General features: G+C 69.4%; 13 protein-coding genes. 8 read left to right on the top strand and 5 right to left on the bottom strand.

From position 1 onward, the window contains the following. Positions 1 to 35: 35 nt before the first annotated feature. Positions 36 to 1772: a sigma-54-dependent Fis family transcriptional regulator gene (locus F6J85_RS16565; protein ID WP_150926745.1), complete on the top strand. Its 1737-nt coding sequence runs from the start codon at positions 36 to 38 to the stop codon at positions 1770 to 1772. 9 nt (positions 1773 to 1781) lie between these two features. Here F6J85_RS16565 and F6J85_RS16560 read toward each other — a convergent pair whose 3' ends face one another. Further along, positions 1782 to 2951 carry a flavin reductase gene (locus F6J85_RS16560; RefSeq protein ID WP_150926743.1) on the bottom strand — a complete coding sequence of 390 codons (1170 nt, stop codon included), beginning with the start codon at positions 2949 to 2951 and terminating at the stop codon, positions 1782 to 1784. A 135-nt stretch (positions 2952 to 3086) separates the two neighbouring features. Between F6J85_RS16560 and F6J85_RS16555 the strand changes: the two genes are divergently transcribed. Further along, the gene (locus tag F6J85_RS16555) at positions 3087 to 4589 is read left to right on the top strand and encodes a 4-hydroxyphenylacetate 3-hydroxylase N-terminal domain-containing protein (RefSeq protein WP_202980848.1); all 1503 of its coding nucleotides are present in this window, start codon (positions 3087 to 3089) and stop codon (positions 4587 to 4589) included. Here F6J85_RS16555 and F6J85_RS16550 read toward each other — a convergent pair. Further along, a complete protein-coding gene (locus tag F6J85_RS16550) occupies positions 4541 to 6139 on the bottom strand; it encodes an FAD-binding oxidoreductase (protein ID WP_191906668.1) in 1599 nt (532 codons plus the stop codon). The two genes, F6J85_RS16555 and F6J85_RS16550, sit on opposite strands and share 49 nt — an antisense overlap. Before the next feature lie 164 nt (positions 6140 to 6303). Here F6J85_RS16550 and F6J85_RS16545 point away from each other — a divergent pair, with 164 nt between their 5' ends. From F6J85_RS16545 to dhaK, 6 genes are all read left to right on the top strand, one after another. Continuing rightward, positions 6304 to 7248 carry an AraC family transcriptional regulator gene (locus tag F6J85_RS16545; RefSeq protein WP_150926737.1) on the top strand — a complete coding sequence of 315 codons (945 nt, stop codon included), beginning with the start codon at positions 6304 to 6306 and terminating at the stop codon, positions 7246 to 7248. Between the two features lie 99 nt (positions 7249 to 7347). Continuing rightward, positions 7348 to 8250, top strand: coding sequence for an SDR family NAD(P)-dependent oxidoreductase (locus F6J85_RS16540; RefSeq protein WP_150926735.1), 903 nt, complete (start codon positions 7348 to 7350; stop codon positions 8248 to 8250). Positions 8251 to 8274: 24 nt separating this feature from the next. Beyond that, positions 8275 to 9132: a class II fructose-bisphosphate aldolase gene (locus tag F6J85_RS16535; protein ID WP_150926733.1), complete on the top strand. Its 858-nt coding sequence runs from the start codon at positions 8275 to 8277 to the stop codon at positions 9130 to 9132. A 1-nt stretch (position 9133) separates the two neighbouring features. Beyond that, positions 9134 to 9874, top strand: coding sequence for an HAD-IA family hydrolase (locus F6J85_RS16530; RefSeq protein WP_150926730.1), 741 nt, complete (start codon positions 9134 to 9136; stop codon positions 9872 to 9874). Then, positions 9871 to 10539 (top strand): dihydroxyacetone kinase subunit DhaL, encoded by a 669-nt coding sequence (dhaL, locus tag F6J85_RS16525; RefSeq protein WP_150926728.1) that lies wholly within the window; start codon positions 9871 to 9873, stop codon positions 10537 to 10539. Before F6J85_RS16530 ends, dhaL begins: the two co-directional genes overlap by 4 nt. Before the next feature lies 1 nt (position 10540). Beyond that, positions 10541 to 11536 carry a dihydroxyacetone kinase subunit DhaK gene (dhaK, locus tag F6J85_RS16520; RefSeq protein WP_150926725.1) on the top strand — a complete coding sequence of 332 codons (996 nt, stop codon included), beginning with the start codon at positions 10541 to 10543 and terminating at the stop codon, positions 11534 to 11536. A 66-nt stretch (positions 11537 to 11602) separates the two neighbouring features. On the opposite strand, the gene folE is transcribed toward dhaK, so the two are convergent. The 3 genes from folE to ligM form a co-directional block, all read right to left on the bottom strand. Then, on the bottom strand, positions 11603 to 12199 hold the full coding sequence (gene folE / locus F6J85_RS16515; RefSeq protein WP_135070012.1) for a GTP cyclohydrolase I: 597 nt from the start codon (positions 12197 to 12199) through the stop codon (positions 11603 to 11605). After that, positions 12196 to 12786, bottom strand: coding sequence for a PadR family transcriptional regulator (locus F6J85_RS16510; protein WP_150918980.1), 591 nt, complete (start codon positions 12784 to 12786; stop codon positions 12196 to 12198). Before F6J85_RS16510 ends, folE begins: the two co-directional genes overlap by 4 nt. Before the next feature lie 105 nt (positions 12787 to 12891). Further along, positions 12892 to 14295: a vanillate/3-O-methylgallate O-demethylase gene (gene ligM / locus F6J85_RS16505; RefSeq protein WP_150926723.1), complete on the bottom strand. Its 1404-nt coding sequence runs from the start codon at positions 14293 to 14295 to the stop codon at positions 12892 to 12894. Between the last annotated feature and the right edge of the window lie 20 nt (positions 14296 to 14315).

Below are 14315 nucleotides of genomic sequence, written 5' to 3'. Positions count from 1 at the left end.
GCTCCGGCGCGCAGCGTGTCGACAAAGGAGCTGACATGGCGTTCGCGGACGCACCTTCCCGACCGAGCGATGCCGCGCGATTCGACAGCGCGCTGCGGGCGCGCGTCCGGCAGGCTCGGAATGAGTTCCTGTCCGGCAGCCCCCGACCCGACCTGGGCGGGGTGAGCTCGGAGATCTACACCTCCTGGGTTCGCTCTCGCCAGCTGGGTGTGGACGCCGGCAGCGCGGATGTGCCGCTCAACCCGCTCTCGGTGACGCATGCGCGCCGCCTGGTCGACGCCGCGACTCCGGTCATGAAGAACCTCGCCGATCAGTGCAAGGACTCCGACGCGTGGGGGATGCTGCTGGATCGCGAGTGCGTGCAGGTCTTCCCGCTGGTCGGCGACGCGCGCGTCGTACGCGAGGGAGAGCAGCGCGGTGGCGGCCTGGGGGCGACCTTCCAGGAAGCCGTGGTGGGGACCAATGGTGCGGGGATCTCGGCGGAGCGACTGGAGAGCTTCCTCGTCGTCGGCGAGGAGCACTTCCGTGAGGCCGAGCACAACCTCGCCTCGGTGGGCGTTCCCCTGCGGGACCCGTACGGCAGGATGGCGGGCGTGCTGCTCATGTGCCAGCGGCTGTCGTCGGCCAACCACATGATCGTCCCCTACACCCAGACGCTCGCCGTGGCCATCGAGAAGCAACTGGCGCTGGCGACGAGCGGTGACGAACGCGCCCTGTTCGAGGCGTTCGCCCGCCACTCCCGGCGACCGTCTCTGGCCGTGGTGGGGATCAGCGAAGACGTGTACATCGCGAACAACGCCGCACAGCAGCTGCTGCGTGACGGCGCGGACACGGACGCGCTGCGCGAGGCCGTCCTCGCCGTGGCGGACGGCGGCCGGTCTCGGCTGATGACGCTGGCGTTCGAGGAGGAGCGGTATCGGGTGCACTGCCGGATCGTGGAGCTCTCCGCGGGCAGGAGCGGGGTGGTGGCATCGCTCAGCCGCGTAGTCGCTCCGCCGATGCTGACACCCGGCAGGCCCGCGGCCCCGACGCCGGCGGTCGATCCGGTCGCGCGGGCGAAGGAGCTGGGTTTCCCGGTCCTCGTCAGCGGCGAGCCGGGATCGGGCAGGGCGCGTCGCGTGCACTCCGTCGCATCCCCGGCCGAACTGGATGCCGCGGTCGCAGCGTCAGACGGTGCCGCGTGGATGGCGCAGTGCCGCGAGCTCGTCGGCCGCGGCGACGTGCTGATCCGGCACCTGGACGCCCTGCCGGCGATTCTCCGCCCGGGTGTGCTGGAGCTGGTCCGAACGGGTGCGCACTGGGTGGCGGCGACGGTGGAGTCGGTCTCGCCCGAGCTGGAGACGACCTTCCCGGTGGCGGTGCCGGTCCTCCCGCTGCGGGAACGGACGGCCGATCTGCCCGCCCTCGTGGAGAGTCTCCTGGCCGAGCTCGGAGCGGCGCGGATCCGCCGTACGCCCGAGGTCATGAGCATCCTGGCGCGGTACCCCTGGCCGGGGAACGTGGCGCAGCTGCGGCGCCTCCTGGCCGGCATCCTGGTGCGGCTCGAGGGGGATGCCATCTCCATCGATGACCTGCCGCGCGAGATCGCCAGCAGTGGACGGCGCAACCTGGGGGAGGGGCTGCTCGCCCGGACGGAACGGGAGCTGGTGTTCGACGCCCTGCGCGAGGCGAATTGGAACCGTGACGCCGCGGCGAAGACGCTCGGCATCTCCCGCGCGACGATGTACCGGCGGATCCGCCAGTTCGGGTTCCAGATCCCGAGCAGTCGCTGAGCAGTCCGCTCAGACGGCCCCGCCGTGCGCGGCGATGACCGCCTTGGCCCCCTCCTTGACGAACTCCACCTGCTCGCAGGCGATGCGCTGCGCGGCGGAGACGTCACGCTGCTCGAGTGCGGCGGTCAGACGCGGGACGAAGGTGGGACCGAGCTGGCGCTCCCAATCGCCCGCCTCGTACGTCTCCCGCCACACCGTCGTCACGTTGAGGGCCCGGAAGCTCGCGGTCAGCTTGCGGGAACCCGCGAGATCGACGATCGCGGCGTGATAGTCGAGATTGAGCTCGAGGAACTGTTCCAGTGTCTCGGCGGACGTGGGGATGGCCGCGAGCACCTGGTCGCTGAGCCGGCGGATCCGGTCGAGATGCTCGTCCGACGCGCTGGTGAGGTACCGCTCGATGACTCCCGTCGCAATGGTCAGGCGATCGCCGTAGAGCTTGTCCACGAGCGCGGGGGTCATCGCGGTGGGCAGGTAATGACCGCCGTCGCGTTTCTCCACGAGAGATTCCGTGGCCAGGCGCAGGAGGGCGTGGTCGACGAGCTTCTGCTCGAGGCGGAGTGAGGATGCGACCGCCGAGACGTCGATTGTCTCCCCCAGGGGTGTGCGCCGGTGCAGCACCCACTCCCGGGTTCCTTCGTACGCGGCGGTCTCCAGGGCGCTCTCGAGGTTGCCGAATGTCCCGCGGTAGTAAGCGAGGGGCTCGCCGTCCTGTGCTTCGGCCGCGACGACCCGGCCGAGGAAGATGGTGTGCGTTCCGCCGACGGCCGTCTCATCCACCACGCACTCGATGGAGGCGAGCGCGCCGGCCAGCAGGGGGAGGCCGCGCGCGCTGATCATGTGCCCGACGCCGGCGAACTTGTCATCTCCCTTGCGTGCGAAGGTGCGGGCGAGATCGCCCTGGGCGGCGGAGAGGATGTTGATCGCGTAGCGACCGGAGCGCGCCACGGCGTCATGGGTCACACTCGAACGATTGAGGCAGATGAGCATCATCGGCGGGTCCGAGGACAGGGACGACACCGCCGAGACGGTGGTGCCGAACAGGTCGTCACCATCAGCGGTCGTGATGACCGTCACCCCGGATGCGAAGTGACCGACGACGTTGCGGAAGACGTTCTCCTCCACCACGGGAAGCCCCAGATCGATCCCGTAGCGGACGTTTCCCGCATGCTCGTTCGTCATGGGATTCCTTCCTCCGTGAAGCACCTGTCAGAACCGTAATCCGCTCGCCTCCGCCACCCGGGTCTCACGGTGAGACAGCCGGGTGGACGACGGGGCTGGAAGAATCACGCCACGCAGCGACTGGAGGAACCGATGGTGGAACGCGCGGAATCCCGTCCGCAGACGGGGGCGGAATACCTCGACAGCCTCCGCGACGAGCGAGCGGTGTGGCTGCGCGGCGATCGGGTCGCGGATGTCACCGTGCACCCGGCGTTCGCGCAGACCGCGCGCACGGTGGCCGGTCTGTACGACGGGCTGCACGACGGGTCCGTGCCTCTCCTGCCGACCGACGCGGGCAACGGCGGGCAGACCCACCCGTTCTTCCTCGCGGCGCGCTCGCCGGATCATCTGGTCGCCTCCCGAGACGCCATCCGTGCATGGGCCAGACGCACCTACGGCTGGATGGGGCGGACACCCGACTACAAGGCGGCCTTTCTGGGGGCGCTCGGCGCGACCGGCGAGTGGTACGGGGAGTACGCCCCGAACGCGCAGAGGTGGTACCGCCGCGCGCAGGAGCGCGTCTCGTTCTTCGGGCACGCCATCGTCGATCCGCCCGTGGACCGGCACCTCCCCCCGGACGAGATCGGCGACATCGCGGTGCACGCGGTGCGGGAGACGGATGCCGGCGTCGTCGTCTCCGGCGCGAAGGTGGTCGCGACGGGGGCCGTCGGCGCGCAGTTCGCCCTCATCGCGCCGACGGGGGCGGCGCTGCGAGACCCGGCATTCGCCATCGTGGCCGTCGTCCCGATCTCCGCACCCGGCGTCAAGCTGCTCGCCCGCACGTCGTACGCGGAGGCGGCGTCGGAGATCGGGAGCCCGTTCGACTATCCGCTCACCAGTCGGTTCGACGAGAACGACGCCATCCTCGTGCTCGATCACGTCCTCATCCCCTGGGAGGACCTGCTGGTCTACCGCGACCTCGATCGCGCCCGCGCGTTCACGGGGGTCGCCGGTTTCCCCGCGCGGCTGGCGCTGCACGGCGCGACGCGGCTGGGGGTGAAGTTCGACTTCCTCGCCGGCCTCCTGCTGAAGGCGCTCGAAGCGACCGGCACGGGAGACTTCCGGGGGGTGCGTACGCGGGTCGGTGAGGTGCTGGCCTGGCGCAGTATGGTCAATGCCCTGACCGACGCGATGGTGCTCGACCCGATTCGCAGATCGGACGGAACATGGGCGCCGCAGGCGGATGCGGTGGACGCCTACCGGTGGCTCAGCACCATCGCGTACCCGCGGGTGCGGGAGATCGTGCTGCAAGACCTGGGGTCGGCACTGATCTACCTGCCGTCCCATGCCAGCGACTTCGACGCCCCCGAGCTGGCGCCCTCGCTGAGACGGTACCTTCGCGGATCGGAGGGGGTCACCGCCGAAGCGCGCGTCAAAACGATGAAGATGCTCTGGGATGCCGTCGGAACGGAGTTCGCGGGCCGCCACGACCTCTACGAGCGCACCTTCCAGGGCAATCATGAGGGCCTGCGTCTCGTCGTCTACGGCGACCATGAGGCCTCGGGACGAAGTGATCGTCTGCGCGCGTTCGCGGACGAGGCGCTCGGTGACTACGACCGCGGCGGGTGGCTGCCGCGCGACGAAGGCCAGATGCCGTAGCGGCCGGGGCTCAGCACGCCTGCGGGGTCGATCGCGTCTTTGATGCGGGTGACGAATCGCCGGTAGGCGTGATCGTTCCACGACATGAACCCGGCTACATCCTCCATGAAGTCGAGATGGGCGCGGTATTCGCTGTAGCCGCGGGCAGCCAGCTCCGCCACCAGTTCGCGCGCCGTGGCGTAGGCGGCGCGCGCCTGATCCGGATCGCGGGGGTCGAAGTTGATCGAGGACACGAGTGCGCAGGAGCGCTCGTTCACGACGAGGATCCCGGCCTTGTAGTTCAATCCGGTGCGCTGCTCGATGATGTCGCGCACCAGATCGACGACCTCCATCACGTGATCGCCCACCATCGGCACGATGGGGGCGATGCCGATGTGGCCGAAACCTTCGCCCTTGTGCTTGATGACATCCAGGTTCGGCACGCCCGCCGTGATGCGATCGGAGATCGAGGCGATGCGGGCGTACTCGTCGGGGCCGTAGACCCCCTGCACGGACAGGGTGGATCCAGGGATCCGCTCCCATGCCTCCCGGACCTGACGAACCTGCAGGTCGACCTCCGCCCGTGACCCCCAGAGGGCGCTGCGGAGGTACCAGCGGCCCAGGCCGGTCTCGTCGGCGATCCGCTGGACGTCGTCGTCGGGAAGGAACCCCTTCTCGGCCCGCGCGATGACGTCGGCCACACCGGTCATCGTGGCCGCCATGAGTGTGTTGTAGAAGCTCGGGACCCCCCGCAGCCGGTTGGCGAGGCGCAGTTCGCGGACCGTATCGATCGCGCGCGGAAGATCACCGTCGGCCGCGACGGTGAGCAGCAGCGGTGCATACGCCTCCGGCGACGGCATGAGCCACACGCCCATCCGGACCACGATGCCGAAATTCGATTGGATGAAGAGCGGATCGAGGGTCGGGCCGACCCCGCGCTTGTACGTGTGCCACGCCGGGTTGTCGGGCATCGCGCCCATTCCGGTCCGCAGGAGCGACCCGTCCGGCAGGACCACCTCCATCCCGCACGGAGCTTGGAAGTCCGCGCCGTAGGGAAGATAGGTCACGCCGTTGTCGAGGGAATTGCCCACGACGCTGCCCCAACCCAGATCAGGTACCGATACCTGGAGCCTGGACCCGCGCGCGCGGAGCTCGTCGTACAGGTCGAACCACCGCACACCGGGCTCGACGACCGCATAGGCCAGCTCCTCATTGATCTCCAGAACCCGGTTCATCCGCCGCAGGCTCAGGGAGATGGAGCCGCCGACGCGAGGCGAGGAACCGCCGTACCCGTTGTTGCGACCCTGGGAATGCGTGCTCACCGGCAGGCCGGTCTCGTTGGCCAGTCGCACGATCTCCTGCACCTGTTCGGTCGTCGTGGGGTGTACGGCCACGCCGGCGGTGTAGGTTTCGTCGCCCGGGACCCAGTACGGATCGCGCAATGGCCAATCGGGGTCGGACATCAGATCGTCCTGCGCTGTCACCGCGTCGGCTCCGACGATCGCGATCAGTCGTCGCACGATATCCGGGGTCACTCCCTGCTCCGGTTGCTCCGTCGGTGCGGTGGTCATCGGCATCCTCCGGGTCGGTGGTCAGGTGCGGGCCGGCGTGCGCGCTCGACTCACAGGATCCGAGACTGCACGCCTGAGACGGACACGGTCTGCGCAGATGATCACGTCGTCTGCGCGATCGTGATAGCAACGGGGAAGGCGGGCGTCCGCCGACGGAGGCGGATATGGCGACGGAGCTGGACCTTGTCACACGGAGCTTCCGGGAGTGGGCGACCCACTTCCCGGTGATCCGCCGCGGCGCCGGGTGGGTCGGTGACGGCCTGGCGGACAATTTCGAGGGCGCGGTGACCCGGCGGGTGATCGACGACAGATCCATCGCGATTCTGCGGGTGCGCGCGCACCCGCACGCCATCGTGCGTTCGGCCGACCAGGTGCGTGCGGGTGGGGAGGACGTCGTGCTCGCCGTCGTGCAGCTGTCGGGGAGCAGTCGATTGACCACGGAGAGCGGCACTCGGACGCTTCGCCCAGGTGATCATCTGGTTTCGTCCTGGGGTGTGCCGTCGTCGTGGGAGTTCGACGCCGAGTTCGCTCTCTTCGTCGCACGGTTGCCGAGGGACGATCTCCGGGCTGCGCTGGCGCGGCCGGGTGTGCCCTTCGGGGAGCCCTTGGCATCCCGGGAGGGCGTCGGCCCGGTTCTGCTGGCCTTCGTCCGCGCGCTCGCCCGAGACATGAACCTGCTCCGCGGGCCGACGGCGCCGCTCGTGGTGCGATGCCTCGTCGGCATGTTCGAAGCGAGCCTGCTCGCCGCCGCCCCGCCTGTGAGCCCGGGCGGGTTGACCGACGTCTACAGCCGCGCCGTGGGCAGGATCGAAGACCGCATCGCGGACCCGCACCTCGGGGTCGACGCGCTGGCGAGCGCTCTGTCGGTGTCGCGGCGGCAGCTGCAGGCGGCCTTCACAGCGCACGGGACGAGCGTCACGCAGTGGGTGCGGACACGACGCCTCGAGCGTGCCCGCGCGGCGCTCGCCCGTACATCGGCCTCGGAGCGGGGGGTCGCTCAGATCGCCGCGGAGCACGGCTTCCGGCACCCCGCACACTTCTCCCGCCTGTTCCGGGTCGCGTTCGGCATGTCCCCCACGCAATGGCGGTCGCAGGCCCTCGACCTCTGACGGCGCCGGGCGTCTCACAGTGAGACGCGCCACGGCAGCCGTCCTGGGAGATGCTGGCAAGGGCCGCGCAGGGCAGCGCGGCCGGGGAAGGAGCGCACGGTGCAGGACTTCGCGGGCCGGGTGGCGGTGATCACCGGCGGCGCATCCGGGGTCGGGTTCGGCCAGGCGCAGGTCTTCGGCGATCTGGGCTGCCGCGTGACGATCGTCGACATGCGCGAAGAGGCCCTCCAAGCCGCAGCCGAGACCCTTCGCGCTCGGGGTATCGACGTGCACCCGCTGCAGCTCGACGTGCGCGACCGCGTCGCGTGGGAGCGCGCGGCGGACGACATCGAGGCCCGGTGGGGCGCCGCTCCGTCGCTCCTGTTCAACACGGCCGGGGTGAACGGCTTCGGCCCGCTCGAGGAGGCCTCCTATGCCGACTTCGACTGGATCATGGGCGTCAACTTCGGCGGGGTGGTCAACGGCATCGTGACCCTCCTGCCCCGGATGCTCGCCGGCGGGACAGACGGGCACATCGTGTCCGTCGCGTCGATGGGCGGGTTCCAGGGAAGTCCCAGCGCAGCCATCTACGCCGCCTCCAAGGCCGCCGTGATCAACCTCATGGAGAGCTACGCGCTGACGCTTCCCGCGCAGGGAATCGGGGTCAGCGTGCTGTGCCCCGCGAGCGTCCGTTCCGACATCGCGCACACGCTCGATCGCCGGCCCGCCGAACTGGCTTCGGGCTCGAGCTTCATCACCGACGAGCGGTTCATCGAGCTGCAGCGTCGTCTGTACGCCGGCGGGATGGACCCGGTGGAACTCGCCGAGCACGTCCGGGAGGCGATCGTCGCCGACCGGTTCTGGGTGCTCCCCTTCACGGAGACCCGCGACGGCCTGCGTGCGCACTTCGACAGCATCCTGGCCGCGTACGACGACTGCGTCACCGACCCGGATGCGGCCGCCGAGCGCGCCCGCACCTTCGACGAGTACCGCGCGCAGTCCGCGCGCCTGCGCGATTCCTGATCCACGTCCCCAAGGAGAACGCCCATGCCTGTCGTCCCCCTCACCGAGATCGTCGGCCGCTCGTTCGCAGAGCGCTACGGCGTCCCTGCGGTCAACATCTTCAACGACCTCACCCTCGAGGCCGTTCTCGCCGGAGCGGTGCAGGCACAGTCGCCGGTGATCGTCCAGACCTCCGTCAAGACGGTGCGGAGCCTGGGCGCGAGCTTCATCAAGGCGATGTGGGACGATCTCACCCGCGACATCCCGGTGCCGGTCTCGCTGCACCTGGATCACTGCCCCGACCGCGACGTCATCACGACGTGCCTTCAGCACGGCTGGAACTCGGTGCTCTTCGACGCATCCGAACTGCCCGTCGAGGAGAACCAGCGACAGACCATCGAGGTCGTCGCCGAAGCGCGCCGCTTCGGGGCGCACGTGGAGGGCGAGATCGAGTCGATCCAGGGCGTCGAGGACGATCACGGCTCCGACGAGGAGAGCCAGCGGCAGAGCCTCGAGGTGCAGCTGGCGTTCCTGGAGGCGACGGGGGTCGACGTGTTCGCGCCGGCGATCGGCAATGCGCACGGCTCCTACAAGAGCACACCGGTGCTCGACGGTGAGCGCATCACGCAGATCGTCGAAAGTCGCCCCGTCCCCATCGCGCTGCACGGCGGAAGCGGTCTGAGCGACGATCAGTTCCGCGATCTGATCGCCCGGGGGTGCGCCAAGGTCAACATCTCCACGGCGCTGAAGGAGCGGTTCATGAAGGCGGAACTCGACTTCCTCACGCGCGCGCAGGCCGCCGGCACGTGGGATCCGCCGTCGCTGTTCCGGCACACGCGCCAGGAGGTCGTCGATCTCGTGGTCGGTCTGTGCGACACCTTCGGCAGTGCGGGGAAGGCCTGACATGCCCGCGCTGATCTTCGACTGCGACGGTGTGCTCGCCGACACCGAGATGCACGGACATCTGCCGGCGTTCAACCAGACGTTCCGCGAGTTCGGGGTCCCCATCGAGTGGTCGACGGACGTCTACGGCGAGAAGGTGCGCATCGGGGGCGGCAAGGAGCGCATGCGGAGCGAGTTCACGCCCGAACTGGCTGCACGCTGGGCGGAGTTCCCGGCGGATGCGGCGGCGCAGGACGAGCTCATCGCCGCCATGCATCGTCGCAAGACCGACCTGTACACGGCGCTCATCGCTGAGGGGCGTATCGATCCGCGCCCCGGTGTGGAGCGTCTGGCCCGCGAGGCTCATGAGCAGGGGTGGGCCCTCGCGGTCGCGTCGACCTCCGCGGAGCCGTCGGTCCGGGCTGTGCTGACACGTGCCGTCGGAGAAGACCTGGCGGCGGAGTTCCGTGTGTTCGCCGGAGACGTCGTTCCCCGCAAGAAGCCCGCGCCGGACATCTACCTGCATGCCCTCGCCGAACTGGGCATCGGAGCGTCGGACGCTGTCGTGATCGAGGACAGTTCCATCGGTCTGCGTGCCGCCGTGGGGGCGGGAATCGCGACGATCGTCACCAAGAGCGCCTACACCGGCGGTGAGGACTTCGAGGGGGCGTCCCTCGTCCTGGAGGACCTGGCCACGACGACCCTGACAGACATCGAACACGTGCGGGCCCTCGGGATCGCACACACGACGGAGGAATCATGAGCGCCGCAGACGTCAACGTGACGCGGTTCGTGCTGGAAACGGTCGCCGCCGAGATCGTCGAGAAGGAGACCTACTTCGGCGACCTGGACGCGGTGGTGGGAGACGGCGATTTCGGCTTCTCCCTCGCGCGCGGGTTCGAGAAGGTTCTGGAGGACTTGCCGGACTACCCCACGCAGAGCGCCGCCGCGATGATCCAAGCAGCTGCCATGACCATCTCCAGCCGGGTCGGCGGCACCTCCGGTCCGATCTGGGGAACGGGGTTCCTCCGCGCGGCGATGACCGCCAAGACGGCCGAGAGCCTGGACGGCGCGACGGTCGTGTCGATGCTCCGCGCCGCCGTCGAGGGCATCCAGGCCCGCGGGAAGGCGGAACTGGGAGACAAAACCCTCCTGGACGCTCTGGTACCGGCCACGGATGCACTGGAAGAGGCCATCGCCGCCGGCGCGGACTCCTCCGCTGCCGTTCAGCGCTTCGCCCAGGAGATGAGGGCGGCCGCGGAGCGGACGACGCAACTGCAGGCGCGGCGCGGCCGCGCGAGCTACTCGGGCGAGCGCAGCATCGGGTCGCCCGATGCCGGCGCAGTGGCCCTGGCCGTCCTCGCCGAGCGCGTCGCCGACAGGTGGCCCGAGCGTCAGGGCGGCGACGCGTCCCCACGAAAGGAATGACATGAAGAAGTTCGTCAACGACCCGAAAGACTTCGTCGCCGAGATGCTGCAGGGGCTGGCCCTGGCCAATCCCGACACGCTCGTCTACGTCCCCGAGTACAACCTGATCCACCGCAGCGATGCGCCCAGCGACGAGCGCGTGACGATCATCCAGGGGTCTGGCTCCGGCCATGAGCCGGCGCATGTGATGACCGTCGGCCCCGGCATGCTGACCGCTGCGTGCCCGGGAGACGTTTTCGCGGCCCCGCCCGTCGACTACGTCTACGAGACCATCAAGCGGCTCGCCTCGAGCAAAGGCGTCCTCCTCATCGTGAATAACTACACGGGGGACCGGATGGCGTTCGAGATGGCGCAGGAGATGGCGTCGGCCGAGGGGATCGACGTGCGCACCCTCTTCGTCGACGACGATGTCGCGGTGCAGGATTCGCTGTACACCGTGGGCCGCCGTGGGGTTGCCGGCAACTTCTTCGTCATGAAGGCCGTCGGGGCCGCCGCAGAAGCGGGCGCCGATCTGGACGAGCTCGTCCGCATCGGCGAGAAGGTGAATGCCGCCACGCGCACCATGGGGCTCGCGCTGACCGCATGCACTCCGCCGTCCAAGGGCACGCCGCTGTTCGACCTCGAACCGGACAAGGTGGAGTTCGGCGTGGGCATCCACGGGGAGCCGGGGCGCATGCGCGTCGAGCTCGCATCCGCAGACCAGATGGTGAACGACCTCGTGGAGGCGGTCGCGACCGACCTGCAGGTGACCGGCGCTGACCGGCTGGCGCTGATGATCAACGGGCTGGGCGGAACGCCGATCAGCGAGCTCTATCTCGCCTACGGCATCGCCCACCGCGCGATCACCGCCGGAGGGGCGCAGGTCACCCGGTCGTACGTCGGCGAGTACTGCACATCGCTCGACATGGCCGGGTTGTCGGTGACCGCCGTCCGGGTGGACGAGGAGATCGAGCAGCTCCTGGCCGCCCCCGCGGAGATCGCCGTCCGCGTCTTCTGACCGACCGCCGCAGTCCCCCGGTTCGACTCGAGCCGGGGGACTGCGGCGTCCTCCTGCCGATCGTCCTCAGGCCTGCGCCGTTGCGGCGAGCCGCCACAGGTCGCCGGGAAGCGTGCCGGCCGTGGCGACGGTGACCGCGCGCGCGGATGCGGCCGCCGGCTCCAGGTGCGCGACGCAGCCGTGGGCCGCCTCGATCCGCACCGCGACGCCGTGCGGGCTCAGGACGGCCATCATGGCGTCGACGATCTGCTGGCCGAGGCGCTCCTGCAGCTGCGGGCGCCGGGAGGCCGCGTCGACGAGGCGGGCGACGCGGCTCAGGCCGGCGATGTGACGGGAGGGTGCATAGAACACGTCGACCGTGCCCTCGAAGGGCAGGAGATGATGCTCGCACACCGACCGGAAGGGGATGCCGGTGACGCCTACGAGCTCGCCGGGCTGTTCGTTCTCGGTGAGGGCGACGGGGGCGCCGAGGGCCGACGCGGGGTCGCGCCCGATGCCGGAGAACAGTTCCAGATAGAGATCGGCGACGCGCTCGGGCGTGCGCATGAGGCCCAGGCGCTCGACGTCTTCACCGACGGCCGAGAGCAGCTCGCGGACCGCGGCGACGGCGCGCTCGCGGTCCACGGCGGGAGCGGCATCCGCCGTCCGTGGCGCCGTGGTCATCCGGGCGTCCCTTCCAGGCGGTCCACGAGTGCGAGCCCGCGGCGCGCCCACGCGATCTCGCCGCGGGCGCGCTCGACGAGGCCCTCGTAGGCGAAGCGCTTGTAGGCGATCGTGCGTTCACGGTCCTCGTCGGCCGTGACGGCCAGGCGACGCAGCAGCATGGGGTTGTCGACCGCGTCGATGCGGCGCAGCTCGCCCTCCCACTGCTCCAGCTCGCCCTCCCACTGCGCGATGTGGGCGCGCAGGAACGCGCGGGCCTGATCGGGTGTGGCGGCTTCCAGGTAGGCGGCGCGCAGGTGCGCGGGGTCGCGCACGCGCTGGTATTCGGGGGGCGAGGCGATCCACTCCAGGAACGCCCGATGCCCGGCGGGGGTGACGTGGTACATGCGGCGCGTACCGCGTTCTCCCCGCGTCTGCTCTTCACCCCGGATGAGGCCCTCGGCCTCCATCTTGCGCAGTTCGGGGTAGATCTGGGAGTCGGGTGCGTGCCACACGTGACCCACCGACACCGCGAACTGCTTCTGCAGGTCGTAGCCGGACTGCGGGCCGACCCGAACGAGCGCGAGGAGCGCGTAGCGCAGACTCATGGGTCTCCCTCCTCGGGCCTTGCGACGGTGAGTCGTCGTGGTGGATGCGGCATGAATGACATGAGGGGCCCGAGCGCGCGCGCCCGGGCCCCTCATGTCAGCGGGTCAGGACTGGTAGCCGGTGCGCCAGCCGCCCTGGTAGGACTGACGGACGACCGTCGAGTACGGCACGGGGCTGACCACGGCGCGGACCTCGGTCTGCTCGTGCTTCTCGACCGACGCCTTGGACGTGCCGCCGTTGGGCTCGCCCCAGACGACCTTGAGCTCGGTGCCCTCGGGGACGTTGGGGTCCACGACACCCAGCGACAGGCCGCGCTTCTCGTTGGCGCTGTAGCCGGTGAACATCGAGAAGCCGACCACGGTGCCGTCCGCGTCCACGACGGAGTCGTAGTTGGCCGAGCCGTAGTTGGCCAGCGGGAGGTCGAAGAACTTGTAGGTCGGGCCGTCCACGTTCAGCAGCGAACCCCAGACCTTCGCGAGGTCTTCGGCGTTCCAGGCGAGAGTGACCTTCTTGCGCTGGTCGTCCTTGTTCATCTTCTCCAGCGCGTCGCGGCCGATGAAGTCGTGGTCGAACTTCACGAAGGAGCCGTATCCCAGCTCCCACGGGGTCATGTAGTAGTCCTCGATGTTGTCCGACACGAACGAGCCGGCCAGCGTCCCGGTGGCCTCATAGCTGTCGACGCCGAGCCACTCGCGGTACGCGCGCTCCGCCTCGCCGGTGTAGATGGCGGGGAGGGGCGAGGGGATCCAGCCCGACTCCAGCGTGTTCGACGGGTAGGCGCGCGAGCCGACCGGCACGAGACCGAACTCGGCGCCGGCCTCGACGATGGCGTCACGGATCTCGTCGTGCTCGGCGTACGGGCCCCAGATCTCCAGACCGGGTGCACCGGCCATGCCGTGACGGAGGGTGCGAACCTCCTTGCCGGCGATGATCATCGTCGACATGTTGAAGAAGCCGAGCTTCTCCAGCGGTCCGCCGTTGAGCTTCTCGATGACGGCCCACGCGTTGGGGCCCTGGATCTGGAAGCGGTAGTACTGACGGCTCACGCTGTGACCGTACGGGCGCGAGGGCGAACGGCGGTCGACCGTGATGTCGAGGTTCGAGTAGCCCCCGGTCTCACCGTGGAACATCAGCCAGTTCGACGCCGGCGCGCGGCCGACGTACACGTACTCGTCTTCGGCCTCGCGGAAGAGGATGCCGTCGCCGATCACGTGGCCCGACTCGGTGGTCGGCACGTACTGCTTGGCCTTGTTGACCGCGAAGTTCGCGACCGAGTTGATGGCCGTGGCGCTGATCAGCTTGATCGCGTCGGAGCCCTTCAGGAACACGTTGTCCATGTGGTGGGACTGGTCGTACAGCACGGCGGTGTTGCGCCAGGCCTGCTGCTCCTTGATCCAGTTCTGGAAGTCCGCCGGCACGACGGGGTAGATGTAGGAGCCGATCTGCGAGTTGCGCAGCATCTCGACGGGGTTCTGCTGGTCGATCAGCTCTTGCAGGTTGTTGGCCATGGATGAACTCCTCTGTTCTT

It is taken from the genome of Microbacterium lushaniae, from assembly GCF_008727775.1.
In the GTDB taxonomy this organism is placed as follows: domain Bacteria; phylum Actinomycetota; class Actinomycetes; order Actinomycetales; family Microbacteriaceae; genus Microbacterium; species Microbacterium lushaniae.
The sequence above is the reverse complement of the archived record's forward strand: the minus strand, read 5'-3'. Positions and strand labels throughout refer to the sequence as shown.

Coding starts and splice junctions, on each gene's coding strand:
- folE (WP_135070012.1), bottom strand. CDS start 12,199: ATGACCACGGCGCCACGGACGGCGGATGCCGCTCCCGCCGTGGACCGC.
- F6J85_RS16545 (WP_150926737.1), top strand. CDS start 6,304: ATGGCGACGGAGCTGGACCTTGTCACACGGAGCTTCCGGGAGTGGGCG.
- dhaK (WP_150926725.1), top strand. CDS start 10,541: ATGAAGAAGTTCGTCAACGACCCGAAAGACTTCGTCGCCGAGATGCTG.
- dhaL (WP_150926728.1), top strand. CDS start 9,871: ATGAGCGCCGCAGACGTCAACGTGACGCGGTTCGTGCTGGAAACGGTC.
- F6J85_RS16535 (WP_150926733.1), top strand. CDS start 8,275: ATGCCTGTCGTCCCCCTCACCGAGATCGTCGGCCGCTCGTTCGCAGAG.
- F6J85_RS16550 (WP_191906668.1), bottom strand. CDS start 6,139: ATGACCACCGCACCGACGGAGCAACCGGAGCAGGGAGTGACCCCGGAT.
- F6J85_RS16560 (WP_150926743.1), bottom strand. CDS start 2,951: ATGACGAACGAGCATGCGGGAAACGTCCGCTACGGGATCGATCTGGGG.
- F6J85_RS16530 (WP_150926730.1), top strand. CDS start 9,134: ATGCCCGCGCTGATCTTCGACTGCGACGGTGTGCTCGCCGACACCGAG.
- F6J85_RS16510 (WP_150918980.1), bottom strand. CDS start 12,786: ATGAGTCTGCGCTACGCGCTCCTCGCGCTCGTTCGGGTCGGCCCGCAG.
- F6J85_RS16565 (WP_150926745.1), top strand. CDS start 36: ATGGCGTTCGCGGACGCACCTTCCCGACCGAGCGATGCCGCGCGATTC.
- ligM (WP_150926723.1), bottom strand. CDS start 14,295: ATGGCCAACAACCTGCAAGAGCTGATCGACCAGCAGAACCCCGTCGAG.